We start from the raw sequence: 17,706 nt of genomic DNA, 5'->3' as shown, positions 1-17,706 counted from the left end.
TCTGGCGGGCATGGCCAAAGGAATCCTCGAACGCTTCAAACCGCAGGTGGCGACCTGGTTTGAAGAAGTATTCGAGGCGCCAACGCCAGTGCAGGAGCAGGCGTGGGCCACGATTTCCGACGGTGGCAACGCCCTGGTGGTTGCACCTACCGGTTCCGGTAAGACGTTAGCGGCCTTTTTGTGGTCGTTGAATTCGCTCGTGGAGCGCGACGGGCAACAGGCCCTGCCAATCGATGGGGCGAACACCAGCAGCCACGGCGGCGTGCGCACCTTATATATCTCGCCGCTGAAGGCCCTTGGTGTGGACGTCGAAAATAACCTGCGGGCCCCGCTCGGCGGGATTGGGCGCGTGGCGCAGCGCATGGGGATAGACATGCCGGACGTGTCGGTGGCGGTGCGCTCGGGCGACACCCCGCAAGCGGAGCGGTCCCGCCAGGTGCGCAAGCCGCCGGACATCCTGATCACCACGCCTGAGTCGCTGTATTTGATGCTGACGTCGAAGGCCGCGGGCATCCTGCGGACCGTGGACACCGTAATCGTGGACGAGATTCACGCGCTCGCGGGCACGAAGCGCGGCGTGCACCTGGCACTGTCGCTGGAGCGGCTCGGCCGCCTCGCGGGGGACTTTCAGCGCATCGGGTTGTCTGCGACGGTGCGCCCGCTGGAGGCCGTGGCGGACTTCCTCGGGCCTCGTACGACGATCATCCAGCCGCCGGGGGAGAAGCGCTGGGACCTCGCGGTGCGGGTGCCAGTTGCTGATATGAGTGACCTGCCGGTGCCGGAGGAGGCGTCGACAATTGGGGATGCCATCGTCGACGACGCCCTGGACTTCGGCGGGGAGACCGCGGCGCTGATGCCACCGGCGCCGAAGTCGATTTGGCCGCACATCGCGGAATCGGTGTACCGGGAGGTCATGGCGCACCGCTCGACGATCGTGTTCGTGAACTCGCGACGCACAGCGGAGCGGCTCACCAGCCAGCTCAACGAGCTGTGGGCCAAGGAGCACGACCCCGAAGCGCTCAGCCCCGCTACTCGACGCCCCCCTGCACAGCTGGGCAAAGGGGTCGACCTCGCGGGGGAGGCGGCGCCCGTGATCGCGCGGGCGCACCACGGCAGCGTGTCCAAAGATGAGCGGGCCACGACGGAAACGATGCTGAAAGAGGGCACGCTCAAAGCGGTCGTGTCGACGTCCTCGCTGGAACTCGGCATCGATATGGGGGCGGTGGAGCTGGTGATCCAGGTGGAGTCGCCGCCGTCGGTCGCCTCCGGGCTGCAGCGCGTCGGGCGCGCCGGGCACACGGTGGGCGCGATCTCGCACGGCTCGTTCTATCCGAAGCACCGCTCCGACCTGGTGCAAACGGCCGTGACCGTGCCGCGGATGCGCGACGGGCTCATCGAGGAGCTGCGCACGCCACGCTCCCCGCTGGACGTGCTCGCCCAACAGACGGTGGCCGCGGTAGCAGTTGAGGACCTCGAGCTTGATGACTGGTACGAGACCGTCACCCGCGCCTGGCCCTACCGCAACCTCGACCGGGATGTATTCAACGCCGTCATCGACCTGGTCACCGGCGTGTACCCCTCGACTGACTTCGCGGAGCTCAAGCCGCGCGCCTGGCTCGACGGCACCGTGCTCAAGGCGTTGCAGGGCGCGCAGCGCGTCGCGGTCACCAACGCCGGCACCATCCCGGACCGTGGCATGTTCGGCGTGTTCCTCGTCGGCTCCGAGGCCGAAGGCGGGGCGCCGCGCCGCGTCGGTGAGCTCGACGAGGAAATGGTCTACGAGTCCCGCGTCGGCGACGTGTTCACGCTCGGGGCGACGAGCTGGCGCATCGAAAACATCACGCGCGACCAAGTACAGGTCTCTCCCGCGCCGGGGCATACCGGCAGGCTGCCGTTTTGGTCGGGGGAGGGCGTCGGGCGCCCGTACGAACTCGGCAAGGCGCTCGGCGCGTTCAGGAGGGAGGTGCGAGGCGGAGCGGGCGTCGATAATTCGCTCGATGCGTACGCGCGCGACAATCTGCGGGCCTACCTTGAGGAGCAAGAGGAGGCCACCGGCGTGCTGCCAGACGAGACGACGCTGGTGCTCGAGCGCTTCACCGACGAGCTCGGGGACTGGCGCGTGGTGCTGCACACGCCGTTCGGCAAGGGTGTGAACGCCGCGTGGGCGCTGGCCGCCGGGTGGCGGATCGCGCAGGAGACCGGGATGGACGCCCAGGCCGTGGCCGGCGACGACGGCATCGTTCTGCGCCTGCCCCAAGGCGACCACGAACCCTCCGGGGCCCTGTTCCAATTCGACGCCGACGAGATCACCGACATCGTCACCGAGCAGGTGGGAAACTCCGCCCTGTTCGCTTCCCGGTTCCGCGAGTGCGCCGCCCGCGCCCTCTTGCTGCCGCGCCGCAACCCCGGCAAGCGCGCGCCCCTGTGGCAGCAGCGCCAGCGCGCCGAGCAGTTGTTGGATGTGGCCCGGAATTACCCGTCGTTTCCGATCATCCTGGAAACGGTGCGCGAGTGCCTCCAAGACGTCTACGACCTGCCAGCGCTGCAAGAGGTGATCCGTGACCTGCAGACGCGCCGGGTCCGCATCGCGGAGGTGACCACGCAGCAGCCGAGCCCGTTTGCCTCATCGCTGCTGTTCAACTACACCGGCGCGTTCATGTACGAGGGCGACACCCCGCTTGCAGAGAAGCGAGCGGCGGCGCTCGCGCTGGACCCGTCGCTGCTGGCCAAACTGCTGGGTACCGTGGAGCTGCGCGAACTGTTGGACCCGGAAGTGATCGCCGAGGTCGACGCGAACCTGCGCCGGGTGGGCCGCGCCGAGACGCCGGAACAGTTCGCCGACACCCTGCGCCTGACCGGCCCGGTGCCCGTGAACGAGCTCGCGATCTACACGACGGTGCCGCTCGCAGGACTCGAGGCGTCGCTCGGGCCGCGCGTGATGCGGGTGCGCATCGGCGGTAGGGAACACGTCGCGCAGGCGCTCGACGCACCGCTGCTGCGCGACGGCCTCGGCGTGCCGGTTCCACCTGGGGTGGCAGCGCAGGTGGCCACCATCCCCGATGCGCTTGCCCAGCTCGTGCGCCGCTGGGTGCGCACCCGCGGCCCCTTCACGCTGCGCGCGCTTGCCGACGCCTTCGGGCTCGCGCTCGGCGCGGCCTACGCGGTGCTGCAACCGCTTGTCGACGCCAACTCCGTCATCGAGGGGCGCTTCCGCCAAGGCGTCGACGACCAAGAGTACGTGGCGCAAGAGGTTCTGCGCGTGATCCGTTCGCGCTCCTTGGCGGCCGCGCGGGCGCAGGCCCGACCGGTGTCGGCGTCGGCGTACGGGCGTTTCCTGCCAGCGTGGAGTAACGTCGCCGCGGCGGGGACAACTCCGCCCCTCCGTGGCGCCGACGGGGTGTACTCCGTCATCGAGCAGCTCGCGGGCGTGCGGCTCCCCGCCTCAGCATGGGAGTCTCACATTTTTCCGTCACGGGTGGGGGACTACTCGCCGATCATGCTGGACGAGCTGACTGCCTCCGGCGAGGTCATCATCGTGGGCGCCGGGTCGGCGGGGGCGAACGACCCGTGGATCATGCTGCTGCCGAGTGACTACGCCGCGCAGCTCATGCCACAAGTCGATCCGCCGTTGCTGTCGCTTACGCAGCAGCACATCATGGACACGCTCGCAGCAGGTGGAGGCTACCTGTTCAGCGATCTGCTCACGCCCGCGACGAATTCTGAGGAGCTACGCGAATCCATGTGGGACCTCGTCGAGGCCGGACACGTCTCACCCGATTCCTTCACGCCGCTGCGCGCACGCCTCGCCGGCGGTAAGGCCGCGCACCGCGCGAAGCGTAGACCGTCCCGCTCCCGCATCCGTTCCGGCAGGACCTCGTTTACGCAAACCGCCCCGCCAGACATGGTGGGACGCTGGGCCGCCACCCCGCAGCCCGACACCGACCCGACCCGGCGCTCGCTCGCGCTTGGGGAGGCGTGGCTAGACCGGTACGGGGTGGTGACGAAGGGCGCCGTCGTCGCCGAAAACGTCATCGGAGGCTTCGCGCTGGCGTACAAGGTGCTCTCCGGGTTCGAGGACTCCGGCAAGGCGCTGCGCGGCTACCTCATCGAGGGGCTTGGCGCGGCGCAGTTCTCCACTCCTGCGACGATTGATCGGCTGCGTGGCCAGCAGGACAGCGACGACGTCGCCGGTTGGCCCTCTGGAGCGCGTGAACCAAAGGTGTACGTGCTCGCCGCGACCGACCCGGCCAACCCCTACGGGGCCGCGCTGCCGTGGCCCGCGACCGGGCCGACCAGATCGGCAGGCGCGATGGTGGTGCTGGTGGACGGGCTGTTGGCGGCCCACGTCACCCGTGGTGGCAAGAAGCTCACTACCTTCTTCGAGACCTTCCCGGAAGGCATCGAAGATCCGCTACCACTTGTTATCGACGCACTATCGGATGCCGTCGCCGCCGGGAGGATGCGCCCGCTCAACGTCGAAACCGTCAACGGCGAGCCCGCGTTCCGGCTCCGCGATCTTGGCGTGGCGGTGACGCACAAGGGCGTAAGAATCGGAGGCAAGCAGGCCGCGCCCCCGAAGCGGCGCGGGCGCAGCATGACGGAGGCCCTAGGGGATCTGGACGGGCTCTCCTTCGACGATTAGTGTTTCGGCTGGGTTTAGGGTCGCAGTATCACGCGAGGCACCGGCCGGTGAGTAGTCCCCGGTGGCCCTGCCCGCATCGCCCGTTTGTTCCGGATCCGATTCACCGCCGAGTGCATGGCGGGGTCCGAGGTGTTGGTGTGGCGGGTGCCGTCGGCCTTGACCAACAACGCGGTGCCGGTGGTGGAGTCGTAGTCCATGTAGCCCTTGTTGAAGGAGCCGTCCCGGTGGTCGTTGTTGCACCGGTGGTGGGTGGGGCACAGGCCGGTGAGGTTGGTGATGTCGGTTCCGCCGTGGCGCAGCCAGGAAATGATGTGGTGGGCTTCGCACTCGCTCATTGCGGTGGTGCAGCCGGCCCAGGAGCACACGCCCTGGATAGCAAACATGGCGATGCGTTGCCCAACAGAGGCGAGCCGCTTGGACCTGCCCAGATGCAGCGGCACGCCGGTGAGTCCGTCGACGGTGAGCAGGAAGTCAGACGTGCCATCCAAACCGAGGCGCACGAGTTCGAAGGCGTCCAGCTCCACGCCGACGTTGGTTTGGAACAGTGTGGTGGCGTCGGCGTCGGCGAGGTCGTCGAGAGTCACTGAGACCACCACGGAGGCTGCGCCACCGTGAGTGGCCTGCTCGCCGTGCTCGTATTGGCGCATGATGGCCATGAACTGGTCGTAGCGGCGCTGGCCACGGGTGCGGGGGTCGCGGTCCTGCTGGTGTTCGGGCGGGATGTTGGAGTGTGGCGCAAGCCCCTTGTCAGTCAGCGCCTTGTAGAGCGCGTAATCGCCTGCTGTCATGTTCAGGCGCACGTAATAGGTGCCATCGGAGTTTTCCTTGCCGAGCGTGGCCTCGCGCTTCTCAAAGCCCGCGTTGGGGTTCTTCTTCGCGTGTGGCCGGTTCGCCTTATCCACGAGGCGCTTGACCGTGAGGCGAAGGTCCTGCTCGTCTCGGGTCTTCGCTTCCTCCATGGCGTGGGCGTAGATGCTCATGTGCTCGCCCTCGGCGGCCTTGAGCAGCCTGTCGGTTTCACGTCGGATGATGTCCTGTTTGGCCGCGGGAACCGCGTCGGCGTGGCGGCGAGCATGCTCTTGGTCTTTGCGACGGCGCTCCGCCTCCTCCACATCGAGCAGGCCGCCACGGTCCGGCTCCGTCACCGGAGCGAACATCGCTTTGGCGCGCGCGAGCCGGTTATATGCCTCACCCTTGGAGATGCCCAACTTCTCCATGAGGTAGGTATCCGGGTAGTTGGCGCCGACGAGTTTGCCGGCGTCGGCGATAGCGCAGACCTGCGCGAAGGCGGCATCGATGTAGGCCTTCTTGTCCATCGCGTGTTCGAGGCGTGCGATGTCTTCGGCGATGGCGGAAAGGCGGAGGGAGGAGGGGTCGTCGAAAAGCGTGCGCAGCTGATCCAGGCCGTTAATGACCTGGTCAACGAGCTTGGTCACGTCGTTCATGTCCCCTCCTTCAAGTAGCTAAGGGCGACTATACAGACGTGTCAGACATGAAAAAATGAGATTCGAACAAAGATTCTAAAGCAGTTGCTTGACCAGGTGTGCTGCCGCGGCCAGGCCGATGCGCGGGTTCGCCACGCGCACGTCTTTCACGGCGCGAACAAACTCGGCTTCGGGGTCGGTGCCGGTCTCTGCCAGCACACCCCGCGCCCACTCGGTGGCGGCATCCATGTCGGGGAAGAACCCGACGAGCGACTCCTCTGGCGTGGGGCCGTAGTTGAAAAGGTTTTGTAAGAAGCGGAACATGGATACCACTATGCCTGAAGGGGATTCCGTCTATCAGCTGTCAAATCGCCTGCAGTGGATGCAACACCGTGAGGTCACTGCCACGAGCATCCGCGTGCCGCGCTTCGCCACCGTCGATTTCACCGGCATGACCTGCGAGCGCGTCTGGCCCTACGGCAAGCACCTCTTCATGGAGTTTTCCCGCGAAGGCCACGAATCACAAGTGCTACACACGCACCTAAAAATGGAAGGCACATGGGCGATCCATCGTGCGGGCACCCGCTGGCGCAAGCCCGGCCACACCGCCCGGGTGGTGCTGCGCCTCGCGGACGCGCCGAAGCCTGATATCGAGCTCGTCGGGCATTCGTTAGGCCTCGTTGAGGTGTTCCCCGCGCGCGACTACCCGCAGCGGATGGGCTACCTGGGCCCGGACATGCTGGTACGCGACTTCGACCAGGAAGAGGTCGTGCGTAGGATCAGCGAGCACCCGCACCTCGAGATGGGGCGCGCGCTGCTCAACCAGCGTTTCGTCGCGGGCATCGGCAATGAGTACCGCGCAGAAATTCACTTCATCGCTGGTACGCATCCGGCACGCAAGGTGGGGGAGGTGGACGTCGAAAAGCATGTGGCGATCGCGCGGCGCCTCATGTGGGCAAACAAAGACTCCCCGGTGCGAGTGACCACGGGGATCAAACGCGCCGGGGAGACCAGCTACGTATTTGGAAGGAACAACAAGCCGTGTCGGCGGTGCGGCACGCTCATCGAGAAAGGATTCCTCGGGGGAGCGGGCGACTTAGAACGAGTTATTTGGTGGTGCCCTCAGTGCCAGCCGCCTTCTCCTTCATGGAGCGGCGAATGAAGTACGCCAGGAAGCCGAGCATGATCAGGATCAGCAGGACGTAGACCACGGTCGAGTACGTATCCACGTAATGGGAGACCGTCTCCCAGCTTTCGCCGAGGTACATGCCGAGCGTGATCAGGATTGCGTTCCAGATTGCGGAGCCGAGCCCGGTCCACAGGGCGAACATCGCGAGGTTCATGCGGTCCAGGCCTGCAGGAATCGAGATGAGGGAGCGCACCCCCGGAATCAGGCGGCCGAAGAAGACCGAGGATCGGCCGTGCTTATCAAACCACTCGAGGGACTTATCGACGTCCGACGCCTTCACCAACCACATCCAGTCAGCGATCGCGCGCAGGCGCTCGGCGCCCAGCCAGGCACCGAGGCCGTAAAGGAAAAACGCGCCCGCGACGGACCCCATCACCGACCAGATGAACACCGCCAGGTAGCTCAGCGAGCCCTGCGCGACCGTGAAGCCGGCCAGCGGCAGCACTACCTCGGAGGGGATCGGTGGGAAGACGTTCTCCAAGAAAATCGCTATCCCGACGCCGGGGGCGCCGAGAAGCTCCATCAGGTTGACGATCCAGTCGATGATGGCTTGCACGTTCACTCCTTAGTTGTAGGTAAAACAACTGCCTATCTTGCCCTACTAAGGAGTGATGCACCAAGCGCTAGCGACGGTTTTCGCGGTACCAGCCAATCAGTGCGTCGGTGGAGGCATCGCCGGTTGCTGGGGTTTCCTCGCCCGCGACGGCCTTGGCCAGGTCGTTTGCCTGCTGCTTGCCGAGCTCGACGCCCCACTGGTCAAACGAGTTGATGTCCCAAATCACACCCTCGGTGAACACGATGTGCTCGTAGAGAGCGATGAGCGCGCCGAGCGTGAACGGGGTCAGCTCCTCGGCCAGGATGGTCGTCGTTGGACGGTTGCCTGGCATGACCTTGTGCGGGGCCAGCGTGGCGTCGACACCCTCGGCCTCGATGGCGGCCTGGTCCTTGCCGAACGCGAGCACCTTCGTCTGTGCGAAGAAGTTGCCCATCAGCAGGTCGTGCATGGAGCCTTCGCCGGTCATGGTCGGGAAGTCTTCCTTCGGGGTGGCGAAGCCGATGAAGTCCGCCGGCACGAGCGAGGTGCCTTGGTGCAGCAGCTGGAAGAACGCGTGCTGGCCGTTCGTGCCTGGCTCGCCCCAGAAAATCTCGCCGGTGTTGTAGGTCACCGCGGTGCCGTCGTGGCGCACGGACTTGCCGTTGGACTCCATGGTCAGCTGCTGCAGGTAGGCAGGGAAGCGAGAAAGGTCCTCGGAGTACGGCAGGACGGCGTGCGTCTCGGCGTTGTAGAAGTTGCGGTACCAGACGTTGAGCAGGCCCATCAGCACCGGCACGTTCTGGGAGAACTCGGTGGTGCGGAAGTGCTCATCCATGGCGTGGAAGCCCTCGAGCATGCGCATGAAGTCCATCGGTCCGATGACGGCCATCAGGCTCAGGCCAATCGCGGAGTCCATGGAGTAGCGGCCGCCGACCCAGTTCCAGAACGGGAACATGTTCGCGGTATCGATGCCGAACTCGGCGACCTTTTCCGCGTTCGTAGACACTGCGACGAAGTGCTTCGCCACAGCGGAGGCGTCGCCGTCGAACTGCTCGATGAGCCAGCGCTTCGCCACGTGTGCGTTGGTTAGGGTCTCCTGGGTGGTGAACGTCTTCGATGCGATGACGAACAGCGTCTCTTCAGGGTTGCAACGGTCGAGGACTGCGGCGATGTCCGCCGGGTCGACGTTGGAGACGAACTCTGCGGTAATGCCCGCGGTTGCGTAGGCGCGCAGTGCCTTGGTTGCCATCGCAGGTCCCAGGTCCGAACCACCAATACCAATGTTGACGATCTTCTTAATGGTGTGTCCGGTGTGGCCCAGCCATTCGCCGGAGCGAAGCGCCGATGCGAAGTCACGCATCCGGCCCAGCACCTCATGCACGTCCGCCGCTACGTCTTGGCCGTCGACCTCAAGGTTGGCCTCTACCGGAAGGCGCAGCGCCGTGTGCAGCACCGCGCGGTCCTCGGTGTCGTTGATGTGCTCGCCCGCGAACATCGCGTCGATCTTGGTGCGAAGCTGTGCGGTTTCTGCGAGGGAGACGAGCGCATCGACGACGTCGGCGTCGATAAGCTGCTTGGAAAGGTCAACGTGCAGCCCTGCTGCGTCGAAGGTGAGCTTCTTCGCGCGGTCTGCGTCGCGGTCGAAGAGCTCGCGCAGGGTCGTATCAGCCTTGGAGGCGTGGAGCTTCTCCAAGTTAGACCAGGCTGGCGTGGCGGTGATATCGGACATAGTTCCTCCTTGAAACGGATGGTTGTCTGCCTTGATATGGTACTACGAAAGTTGGGGAGTGCGTTGTTGGGGCTAGCCCAGCTTTCCGCGTCCCAGGCGCAGCAAGATATTTGCCAGCGCCGGGCCTTCCTCCCCAAGCTCATCGCGGAATTGGTTAATGATCGCGACCTCGCGGGTGTGCACAAGCTTTGTGCCGCCTGACCCCATCCGCGTCTTGCCGATCGCCTTCGACACCTTGGTGCGACGCTTAATCGCGTCCAAAATCACACGGTCGAGGCGGTCAATCTCTTTGCGGTACTGCTGGATCTCCGCATCGGAGAGCGGATCGTCCGTCCCGGACGGCATGCGGATTTCGAAGTCACTCATGGTTGCTCATTATGCCACTGCTCCAGCGGTTGTGTCCGGGGTGTGAGTTAGGGTGTGTGACATGAATGATCTGACGCTAGGACTCAACCCCCAACAGGAAGCCGCCGTGCGCCACAGCGGCTCGCCTCTTCTGATTGTCGCGGGCGCTGGGTCCGGCAAAACCGCAGTGCTGACCAGGCGCATCGCATTCCTACTGCAGGAGCGAGGCGTCGCGCCCTGGCAGGTCCTGGCGATTACATTTACAAACAAGGCTGCCGCGGAGATGAAAGAGCGCGTCGCTGCGCTGATCGGGCCGCAGACCGAGCGGATGTGGGTGGCAACCTTTCACTCGATCTGCGTGCGGATCCTTCGCCAGCAGGCCCAACTCGTCCCCGGGCTGAACACGAACTTCAGTATCTATGATGCCGACGATTCCCGCCGGCTGCTCTCGATGATTGCTAAAGAGAACAATCTCGACCTGAAGAAGTTTTCACCCCGGGTGCTCGCGAACGCGATCTCGAACCTCAAGAACGAGCTCATCGACGAGCAGCAGGCGGCCGATGACGCGCAGCGCACCCACAACCCATTCGACTCCACTGTTGCCAAGGTGTTTGCTGAGTACCAGCGCCGCCTGCGCTCGGCAAACGCTGTCGACTTCGACGACCTCATCGGGGAGGTCGTGCGGATTTTTAAGGAGCACCCGCAGGTTGCGGATTATTATCGACGCCGCTTCCGCCACGTACTCGTGGACGAGTACCAGGACACGAACCATGCGCAGTACGAACTCATCCACACCCTGGTGGGCAAGGGGCCTGAGGCTTCTGAGCTTGCCGTAGTTGGCGACTCCGACCAGTCGATTTACGCGTTCCGTGGCGCGACGATCCGCAACATCGAGGAGTTTGAGCGCGACTACCCCGACGCAACCACCATCGTGCTGGAGCAGAACTACCGCTCGACGCAAACCATCTTGGACGCTGCCAACGCGGTGATTTCCCAGAACACCGGGCGGCGCCCGAAGAAGCTGTGGACGGACCACGGCACCGGCGACCAGATCGTCGGCTACGTCGCGGACAACGAGCACGACGAGGCTCGGTTTATCGCTGGCGAGATCGACCGGCTCACAGACAGTGGAGTGCCCTACTCCGACATCGCGATCATGTACCGCACCAACAACGCTTCGCGTGCGTTGGAAGACATCTTCATTCGCACCGGGATCCCGTACAAGGTGGTAGGCGGCACGCGCTTCTATGAGCGCAAAGAGGTTCGCGATATCGTGGCCTACCTCAAGGCGCTAGAAAACCCGGACGATACGGTCAGCCTGCGCAGGATTATTAACGAGCCAAAGCGTGCCATCGGGGACAAGGCGCAGTCCACGGTGGCGCTGTACGCGCAGACCTACTCGGTGAGCTTCGGCCAAGCGTTGCGGGTGGCGGCCGACGGCGGCATTGACGCACTGGGTACGCGCGCGAAGAATGCCATCAATGGTTTTGTCACCATGATGGATGAATTGCGCGAGGAAATGGCAGCGGACCAGCGAGAAGAGGCTGGCAACACTGACCTCGGGGAGCTGGTCTCCACGATTCTGGACGTCACCGGGTACAAAGCGCAGTTGGAGCAGTCGAACGACCCGCAGGATGCCACGCGCTTGGACAACCTGAATGAGTTGGTGTCGGTCGCGCGCGAGTATTCCTCGGAGTCTGCACTGCAGCTGGCGTACCTCAGCGACGAGGAAATTTCGGAGATCTTCGACGAGGGCGAACCGCTGCCAGGAACCCTGCAAGCCTTCCTGGAGAAGGTGGCGCTCGTCGCTGACGCGGATCAGCTTCCTGAGAACGATCAGGGCGTAGTCACGTTGATGACGCTGCACACCGCAAAGGGTCTTGAGTTCCCCGTCGTGTTTGTGACCGGGTGGGAAGACGGGCAGTTCCCGCACCTGCGCGCCTTGGGGGATCCGGCGGAGCTCGCCGAAGAGCGTCGCCTGGCGTATGTCGGCATCACCCGTGCGCGCAAGCGCCTTTACCTGACGCGCGCGATGGTGCGGTCCTCATGGGGGAGCCCGGTGACAAACCCGGCGAGCCGATTCCTTGGGGAGATTCCGCAGGAACTCATCGATTGGAAGCGTGAGGAGCCCACGTATTCTTCGGGCTCTTCGCACTCACCGTGGTCCACTGGTGGCCGGAGCCGTAGCAACGGATTTGGGCGGTCGCAGTCGCGCGGCGGTAGCAGCAGGACCAAGGTGAACAAGGACCTGCAGCTAGCGGTCGGGGACCGGGTCAACCATGCAAAGTACGGCCTGGGTACCGTACTGGCCGTTGATGGCGCGGGAGTGCGAGAAACCGTGACGATTGACTTTGGTTCCTCCGGGACAGTCCGCCTGATGCTGATCGGCGGAGTCCCGATGGAAAAGCTCTAGCTACTGGATGCGGATACCGGCCTGCGCGAACCACGGCACGGGGTCTACTGGTGTCACGCCATCTGGGTGGATCTCGAAGTGGAGGTGCGGCCCGGTGGAGAAGCCTTCGTTGCCGATCTGCGCGATCTGCTGGCCGGCCGTCACGCGTTGGCCGACGCTGACGTTGTAGACCGCCATGTGGCCGTAAACGGAGACCTCGCCGCCGTCGTGCTTGATTACGACCCAGTTGCCGAAGCCCTGGGCCGGACCGGCGTTGATGACGGTGCCATCCATCACGGCGTAGATCGGGGAGCCGAGGTTGTTCGCGATGTCGATTCCCTGGTGGACTGTGCCCCAGCGTGGGCCGAACCCGGACGTAAACGTCCCCGTTGCCGGGGTGACGACCGTGCGGCCATCGGCGGTGCGGCCACGCTGGTAGCGGACGCCACCGTTCGCACCTTCCTGCTGGAAGGAGAGACCGAGGTTTTCCTGAATGACGCGCGGGTCGTACACGAGTGAGTAGTCTCCGACGCGCAGGGTTGCACCGCTATCCAGAATCGTGTCTGCTGCTTGCGCAACGGCCTTCACGGCCTGATTGTGGTCAATCGGAGCGCCGTTCAGCGTGAGACCTACAGCGTTCGCAGGGGAAGCGGTGAGAGTGAGCATGGACGCAGTCGCGACGGCAAGTGCCGAAAGTACTGTGCGATTCATACGGAGAAGCAACCTTTTCTAAAAAATCCGGGTGGCCACGCTGCAGCCACATACAGCGAAAAAACTTAGTCACCTCCCGTGGGCTTAGCAATGCGTAACTGCAGGTAGGGAGGGAAAAGTATGTTCGAATGCTTCTAGAATAACCGCAAACTCGCTGGCTGGGCGCCCGTGACGAATGTGACAGATGGGAACAATGGTGCCAATGTGGTTTATGGCGGGGGTAGGTGACGGTACCCCCCGGCTGGTGTGTCGAAAAAGAAAAACCGTCGCAACTCATGTACGAGTCACGACGGTTTGAAGCCTTGGGGTTAGAGCTGAATACCTCGCTCTGCGAGCCACGTCGCCGGGTCAACAGGGGTGTTGCCGTCGGGATGAATCTCGAAGTGTAGGTGGGAACCTGTCGAGAAGCCCTGGCTACCCATACCTGCGATGAGTTCTCCGGCGTGCACAACCTGGCCAACGGTTGCGTAGAGGGAATCCATGTGGCCGTATACGGAGACAGAGCCATCCTCGTGTCGGATGCGGATCCAATTACCGTAGCCCTGTGCCGGGCCGGAGTCGATGACGGTGCCGTCCATGACGGCCAGGATTGGGGTGCCATTCACGTTGGCGATGTCGACGCCAGAGTGGAAAGAGCCCCAGCGTGGGCCGAAACCGGAGGTGAACACACCCTCAGCTGGCTTCACAACCAGCGGTGCGCGAGCGGCTTCATCGGCGCGTGCGACCTCCTCGGAATGTGCGACTGCCTTCACGAGCTGATCCGCAAGGTTTTCAACCGGCTTGTATTCCGCGATAGCGAGGATCTGTGGCGCAGCCTCATCGGTCAGTGCCGTGAGCTGGTCGGTGTCTGCGGCGAGGGTGTAGCTGTCAGCTTGCTGGGTGCCATCGCCCTGAAGCGCAGCTGCGGCAGCGCCAGAGAGTCCGGCGGTGGAGACGGCGCCAGTGGCAACGGCAACCATTGCGACGCGACCCTTGTTAGGGGACTGCTTGCGGTGCTTGCCAGCTGATTTCGTTGAGTGGAGCATGGACCCTCTTTAGACTTCCCGTTGGTTACAGAACTGTAACGTTTGTAACCTTCCTGTTATCTACGAGAGGTAACTGTAATGAATCGAATGCGCTAAGGCAAGCTATAACCTGAGTATTTCTTAATCGTTTTCTTTGCGTATTACGTTACATCGCCTAAAACGCCAGGCAGTGAGTGGAATGCGGTAGTGTCGAACGGCAGAAAACGGTCAACCAATGGCAATATAAGGCGCAATGTCGAAGAAAACAAGACCTCAATCATCACCGGTGGACCGCTCCTCGCGGGGCAGCGGTCGCGGTTTCCTGAGTAATGCACGGCGCGGTGCGAAGTGGGCGTCGAAAAGAAAGCCTGATGCCGACACCGTTCCGCCGGAGGAGCGCACCTGGAAGACGCGTATTCGGACGTACCTCCCTTATATAGGTATCCCGACGCTCGATGTCATCCTTGGCATCGTTGCAGTCTGCGCCGCGACGCTCCTGATTGGTGGATGGAAGACTGCGTACCTGCCCGCCGCAATCGGGCAAACATGGTTTGCCCTTCACGGCGTATCCTTCACGATCGACGGGGTGTACTTGTCTCAGGTGCCGCTGCTTCCAGCCATTGGGATCGTGGCCCTCATGGCGTGGCGAGTACGTGCCGCAACTGCGAAGCAGGTCAGCATCTTGGATCTCGCGGTGATCGCTGGGCTGGTGATTGTGCTGCCGCTACTCGCAAGCGCGATGGCGCTGTTCATGGTGTCTGACGCCTCCGCAGTCTTCGCGATAGAGCCACCACCCGCATGGCAAGCGCTAGTGCTACCGCCTTGTATCCATCTCATCGGCTTCCTCTTTGGCATTCGGCATGTGCTCTGGCAGGCCCTCGCCACCACGGTCCGTGTGCCGGTGGTGGCCGTCGATACGGCCCGCGCTGCGAGCCTGCTTCTCCTCTTTCTATGCGCGGGGTGCGGACTTGTGCTGCTCCTCGTGCTCGCCGCGCGCTACCAGAGCATTGGCGAAGCCTACGCGGCATACCCCAACTCCGGGTGGGGGAGCGCCATCATGCTGATGCTCCTGAGCATCTTGTACCTTCCGAATGCTGTCCTGGGCACGCTCGCAGTGCTTCTCGGCGGATCCTTCCACGTCGGCAGTGGGGAAGTGTCGCTTTTCGACGTCCTCTCCGTCCCCCTGCCCCCGTTCCCTCTCTTTGCGGCAATCCCTGCGACAGTCGCGCCGTGGGCAGCCGTCCTCCTCGCCGTGCCCGTGACCATCCTGTGCGCGTTCTTCGTGCGGCGGACGTCAACGATGGTAGAAGTCGCCGCCATTGGCTCGTGGAGTGCAGCGATGTTCGCCGTCTGTCTCCTACTCGCGCGTGGGCACGCGGGGGCGTACGGCGTCGTTGGCGCTGACCTAGCTTCCGCAGTGCTTTTCCTCTTTATATGGACCGTCGGCGTGGGCGGATTGGTGTGGCTTGTGCGCTTTGTGCGAACTTTCTTGAACCGCTCACACGCGGAAGAAGAATGACTACACTGATGAACCGTGAGTGCTGATAAAGCTTTATCTGTGGCCGTCCTTGTTTCTGGTACTGGAACGCTCTTGCGGGCGATTATGGACTACCAGGACGCCCACCCTTGTGCATACCGTGTTGACCTAGTTGTTGCGGACCAAGTGTGTCCGGCAATCGAGAGGGCGAAGAACGCAGGCATCCCGACTGCAATCGTAGAAATGGAAAAGGACCGCGACGCGTGGAATGCCCACCTTGCGGAAACCGTCTCTAGTTGCAGCCCGGACCTTGTTGTTTCCGCAGGGTTTATGCGCATTTTGGGGCGCCCATTCTTGGATGTCTACGAAGGTAAAACAATTAACACTCACCCTTCGCTCTTGCCTGCTTTCCCAGGAGCGCACGCGGTGCGCGACGCCCTCGCTTACGGCGTCAAGGTCACCGGCTGCACCGTCCACTTTGTCGACGACGGGATGGACACAGGCCGCATCATTGCGCAGCGCCCCGTGCTGGTGCAGCCAGGGGATACGGAGTCCTCGCTGCACGAACGGATTAAGCAAGAAGAGCGCCGTCAGGTTACTGAGCTACTAGCTACTGCTTCGATACATGAAGGAAAGGTCACTTTCGAATGAACAACGCACGCACACCTATTCGTCGAGCGCTCGTGAGCGTGTACGACAAGACCGATCTTGAGCCGCTTGCAAAGGCGCTCCACTCGGCCGGTGTGGAAATTGTCTCTACTGGTTCGACTGCTAAAAAGATCGCCGCAAGCGGTGTGCCCGTCACCGAAGTATCGGAAGTCACCGGATTTCCAGAGGTACTTGAAGGCCGCGTGAAGACGCTGCATCCACACGTGCACGCAGGCATCCTGGCAGACCTCCGCAAGGACAGCCACAAGCAACAGCTCGAGGAACTCGGAGTTGCACCGTTCGAGCTCGTTGTGGTCAACCTGTACCCATTCGAGGAAACGGTTGCGTCCGGCGCGGAGTTCGATGAATGCGTCGAGCAGATCGACATCGGCGGTCCTTCCATGGTCCGCGCAGCAGCGAAGAACCACCCATCAGTGGCGATCCTGACCTCCCCGGACCAGTACCAGCTGGCGCAAGAAGCAGTTGAGCAGGGTGGATTCACCCTCGAGCAGCGCCGCGAACTGGCGGCTGCGGCGTTCGCGCACACCGCAGAGTACGACGCCGCCGTTGCAGACTGGTTTGCGGAGCAGCTCGGCGACGACGAGGACGGTGCGCTGCGCTACGGTGAGAACCCGCACCAGGCGGCAAGCGTCATCAACGAGGGCTGGGGCCTTGCCGACGCCACTCAGTACGGCGGCAAGGAAATGAGCTACAACAACTACCAGGATGCCGACGCCGCGTGGCGCGCAGCCTGGGACCACGAAGAACCGTGCGTCGCAATCATCAAGCACGCCAACCCGTGTGGCGTCGCAATATCTGAGGTATCCATCGCTGACGCGCACCGAAAGGCGCACGCCTGCGATCCTGTATCTGCGTACGGCGGCGTCATTGCAACGAACCGCGAGGTCACGCTCGAGCTTGCCGAGCAGGTCAAGCCAATCTTTACCGAGGTCATCATCGCGCCTTCCTACGCGCCGGATGCGCTCGAGCTGCTGCAGACCAAGAAGAACCTTCGCATCCTCGAAGTGGAGCCAGGCCAAGACACCGAAGAGATCAAGCAGATTTCCGGCGGCTTCCTTCTCCAGGAGCGCGACGCGTTCCAGGCCGAGGGCGATAACCCAGAAAACTGGAAGCTAGTGGCAGGCGAAGCCGTCGACGACGCAACCATGTCGGACCTCGTGTTCGCGTGGCGTGCAGTACGCTGCGTGAAGTCGAACGCAATCCTCGTTGCGCACGACGGCGCTACCGTCGGCATCGGCATGGGGCAGGTCAACCGCGTCGATTCGGCGAAGCTGGCCGTCGACCGCGCTAACTCGCTCGACGAGGGCCGCAACCGTACCAACGGTGCCGTCGCCGCCTCCGACGCGTTCTTCCCATTCGCAGATGGATTCCAGATCCTCGCGGACGCCGGAGTGCGTGCCGTCGTGCAGCCTGGTGGTTCCATCCGCGACGAGGAAGTCATTAAGGCCGCAGAAGACGCTGGCGTCGCAATGTACGTGACCGGTACGCGCCACTTTGCGCACTAGTATCGCCTAACCCGAGACATACTGAAGGCCCCCACGGTCGTGGGGGCCTTTTGTCGTGCCGCGTGTTTGCTTCAACAGGGCATG

13 protein-coding genes are annotated in these 17,706 nt (G+C 63.4%); 6 read left to right on the top strand and 7 right to left on the bottom strand.

The window, feature by feature from the left end; all coding sequences use genetic code 11:
- Nucleotides 1-10 precede the first annotated feature (10 nt).
- Nucleotides 11-4,642 carry an ATP-dependent helicase gene (locus tag JMN37_RS04480; protein WP_252931126.1) on the top strand — a complete coding sequence of 1,544 codons (4,632 nt, stop codon included), beginning with the start codon at nucleotides 11-13 and terminating at the stop codon, nucleotides 4,640-4,642.
- Nucleotides 4,643-4,656: 14 nt separating this feature from the next.
- On the opposite strand, the gene JMN37_RS04475 is transcribed toward JMN37_RS04480, so the two are convergent.
- On the bottom strand, nucleotides 4,657-6,087 hold the full coding sequence (locus tag JMN37_RS04475) for an HNH endonuclease signature motif containing protein (RefSeq protein WP_071573781.1): 1,431 nt from the start codon (nucleotides 6,085-6,087) through the stop codon (nucleotides 4,657-4,659).
- Between the two features lie 75 nt (nucleotides 6,088-6,162).
- Complete coding sequence (locus JMN37_RS04470; protein WP_070362839.1) at nucleotides 6,163-6,390, bottom strand: hypothetical protein; 228 nt, start codon at nucleotides 6,388-6,390, stop codon at nucleotides 6,163-6,165.
- Nucleotides 6,391-6,400: 10 nt separating this feature from the next.
- Between JMN37_RS04470 and JMN37_RS04465 the strand changes: the two genes are divergently transcribed.
- A complete protein-coding gene (locus JMN37_RS04465; protein ID WP_071573791.1) occupies nucleotides 6,401-7,228 on the top strand; it encodes a DNA-formamidopyrimidine glycosylase family protein in 828 nt (275 codons plus the stop codon).
- Here the strand turns inward: JMN37_RS04465 and JMN37_RS04460 are convergent.
- From JMN37_RS04460 to JMN37_RS04450, 3 genes are all read right to left on the bottom strand, one after another.
- Nucleotides 7,173-7,811: a DedA family protein gene (locus tag JMN37_RS04460; protein WP_143000848.1), complete on the bottom strand. Its 639-nt coding sequence runs from the start codon at nucleotides 7,809-7,811 to the stop codon at nucleotides 7,173-7,175. The genes JMN37_RS04465 and JMN37_RS04460 overlap by 56 nt on opposite strands.
- Nucleotides 7,812-7,878: 67 nt before the next feature.
- Complete coding sequence (pgi, locus tag JMN37_RS04455; RefSeq protein ID WP_071573782.1) at nucleotides 7,879-9,519, bottom strand: glucose-6-phosphate isomerase; 1,641 nt, start codon at nucleotides 9,517-9,519, stop codon at nucleotides 7,879-7,881.
- Between the two features lie 72 nt (nucleotides 9,520-9,591).
- On the bottom strand, nucleotides 9,592-9,885 hold the full coding sequence (locus JMN37_RS04450; protein WP_070362837.1) for a chorismate mutase: 294 nt from the start codon (nucleotides 9,883-9,885) through the stop codon (nucleotides 9,592-9,594).
- 61 nt (nucleotides 9,886-9,946) lie between these two features.
- Between JMN37_RS04450 and pcrA the strand changes: the two genes are divergently transcribed.
- Nucleotides 9,947-12,277, top strand: a complete 2,331-nt coding sequence (gene pcrA, locus JMN37_RS04445; RefSeq protein WP_071573783.1) for a DNA helicase PcrA — start codon at nucleotides 9,947-9,949, stop codon at nucleotides 12,275-12,277.
- On the opposite strand, the gene JMN37_RS04440 is transcribed toward pcrA, so the two are convergent.
- Together JMN37_RS04440 and JMN37_RS04435 are read right to left on the bottom strand one after the other, a co-directional pair.
- Nucleotides 12,278-12,967, bottom strand: coding sequence for a M23 family metallopeptidase (locus JMN37_RS04440; RefSeq protein WP_070976111.1), 690 nt, complete (start codon nucleotides 12,965-12,967; stop codon nucleotides 12,278-12,280).
- A gap of 308 nt (nucleotides 12,968-13,275) precedes the next feature.
- Nucleotides 13,276-13,992 carry a M23 family metallopeptidase gene (locus tag JMN37_RS04435; RefSeq protein ID WP_071573784.1) on the bottom strand — a complete coding sequence of 239 codons (717 nt, stop codon included), beginning with the start codon at nucleotides 13,990-13,992 and terminating at the stop codon, nucleotides 13,276-13,278.
- Between the two features lie 232 nt (nucleotides 13,993-14,224).
- Here JMN37_RS04435 and JMN37_RS04430 point away from each other — a divergent pair, with 232 nt between their 5' ends.
- From JMN37_RS04430 to purH, 3 genes are read left to right on the top strand one after another with little or no spacing between them, the layout of a single operon-like run.
- Nucleotides 14,225-15,490, top strand: coding sequence for a cell division protein PerM (locus tag JMN37_RS04430; protein WP_143110622.1), 1,266 nt, complete (start codon nucleotides 14,225-14,227; stop codon nucleotides 15,488-15,490).
- Nucleotides 15,491-15,505: 15 nt separating this feature from the next.
- On the top strand, nucleotides 15,506-16,099 hold the full coding sequence (gene purN, locus JMN37_RS04425; RefSeq protein WP_070479243.1) for a phosphoribosylglycinamide formyltransferase: 594 nt from the start codon (nucleotides 15,506-15,508) through the stop codon (nucleotides 16,097-16,099).
- Nucleotides 16,096-17,622: a bifunctional phosphoribosylaminoimidazolecarboxamide formyltransferase/IMP cyclohydrolase gene (gene purH, locus JMN37_RS04420; RefSeq protein WP_071573786.1), complete on the top strand. Its 1,527-nt coding sequence runs from the start codon at nucleotides 16,096-16,098 to the stop codon at nucleotides 17,620-17,622. Before purN ends, purH begins: the two co-directional genes overlap by 4 nt.
- The last annotated feature ends 84 nt before the right edge of the window (nucleotides 17,623-17,706 follow it).

Origin of the sequence: Corynebacterium lipophilum (assembly GCF_024102595.1) — a bacterium.
Taxonomy (GTDB): Bacteria; Actinomycetota; Actinomycetes; order Mycobacteriales; family Mycobacteriaceae; genus Corynebacterium; species Corynebacterium pseudogenitalium.
The sequence above is the reverse complement of the archived record's forward strand: the minus strand, read 5'-3'. Positions and strand labels throughout refer to the sequence as shown.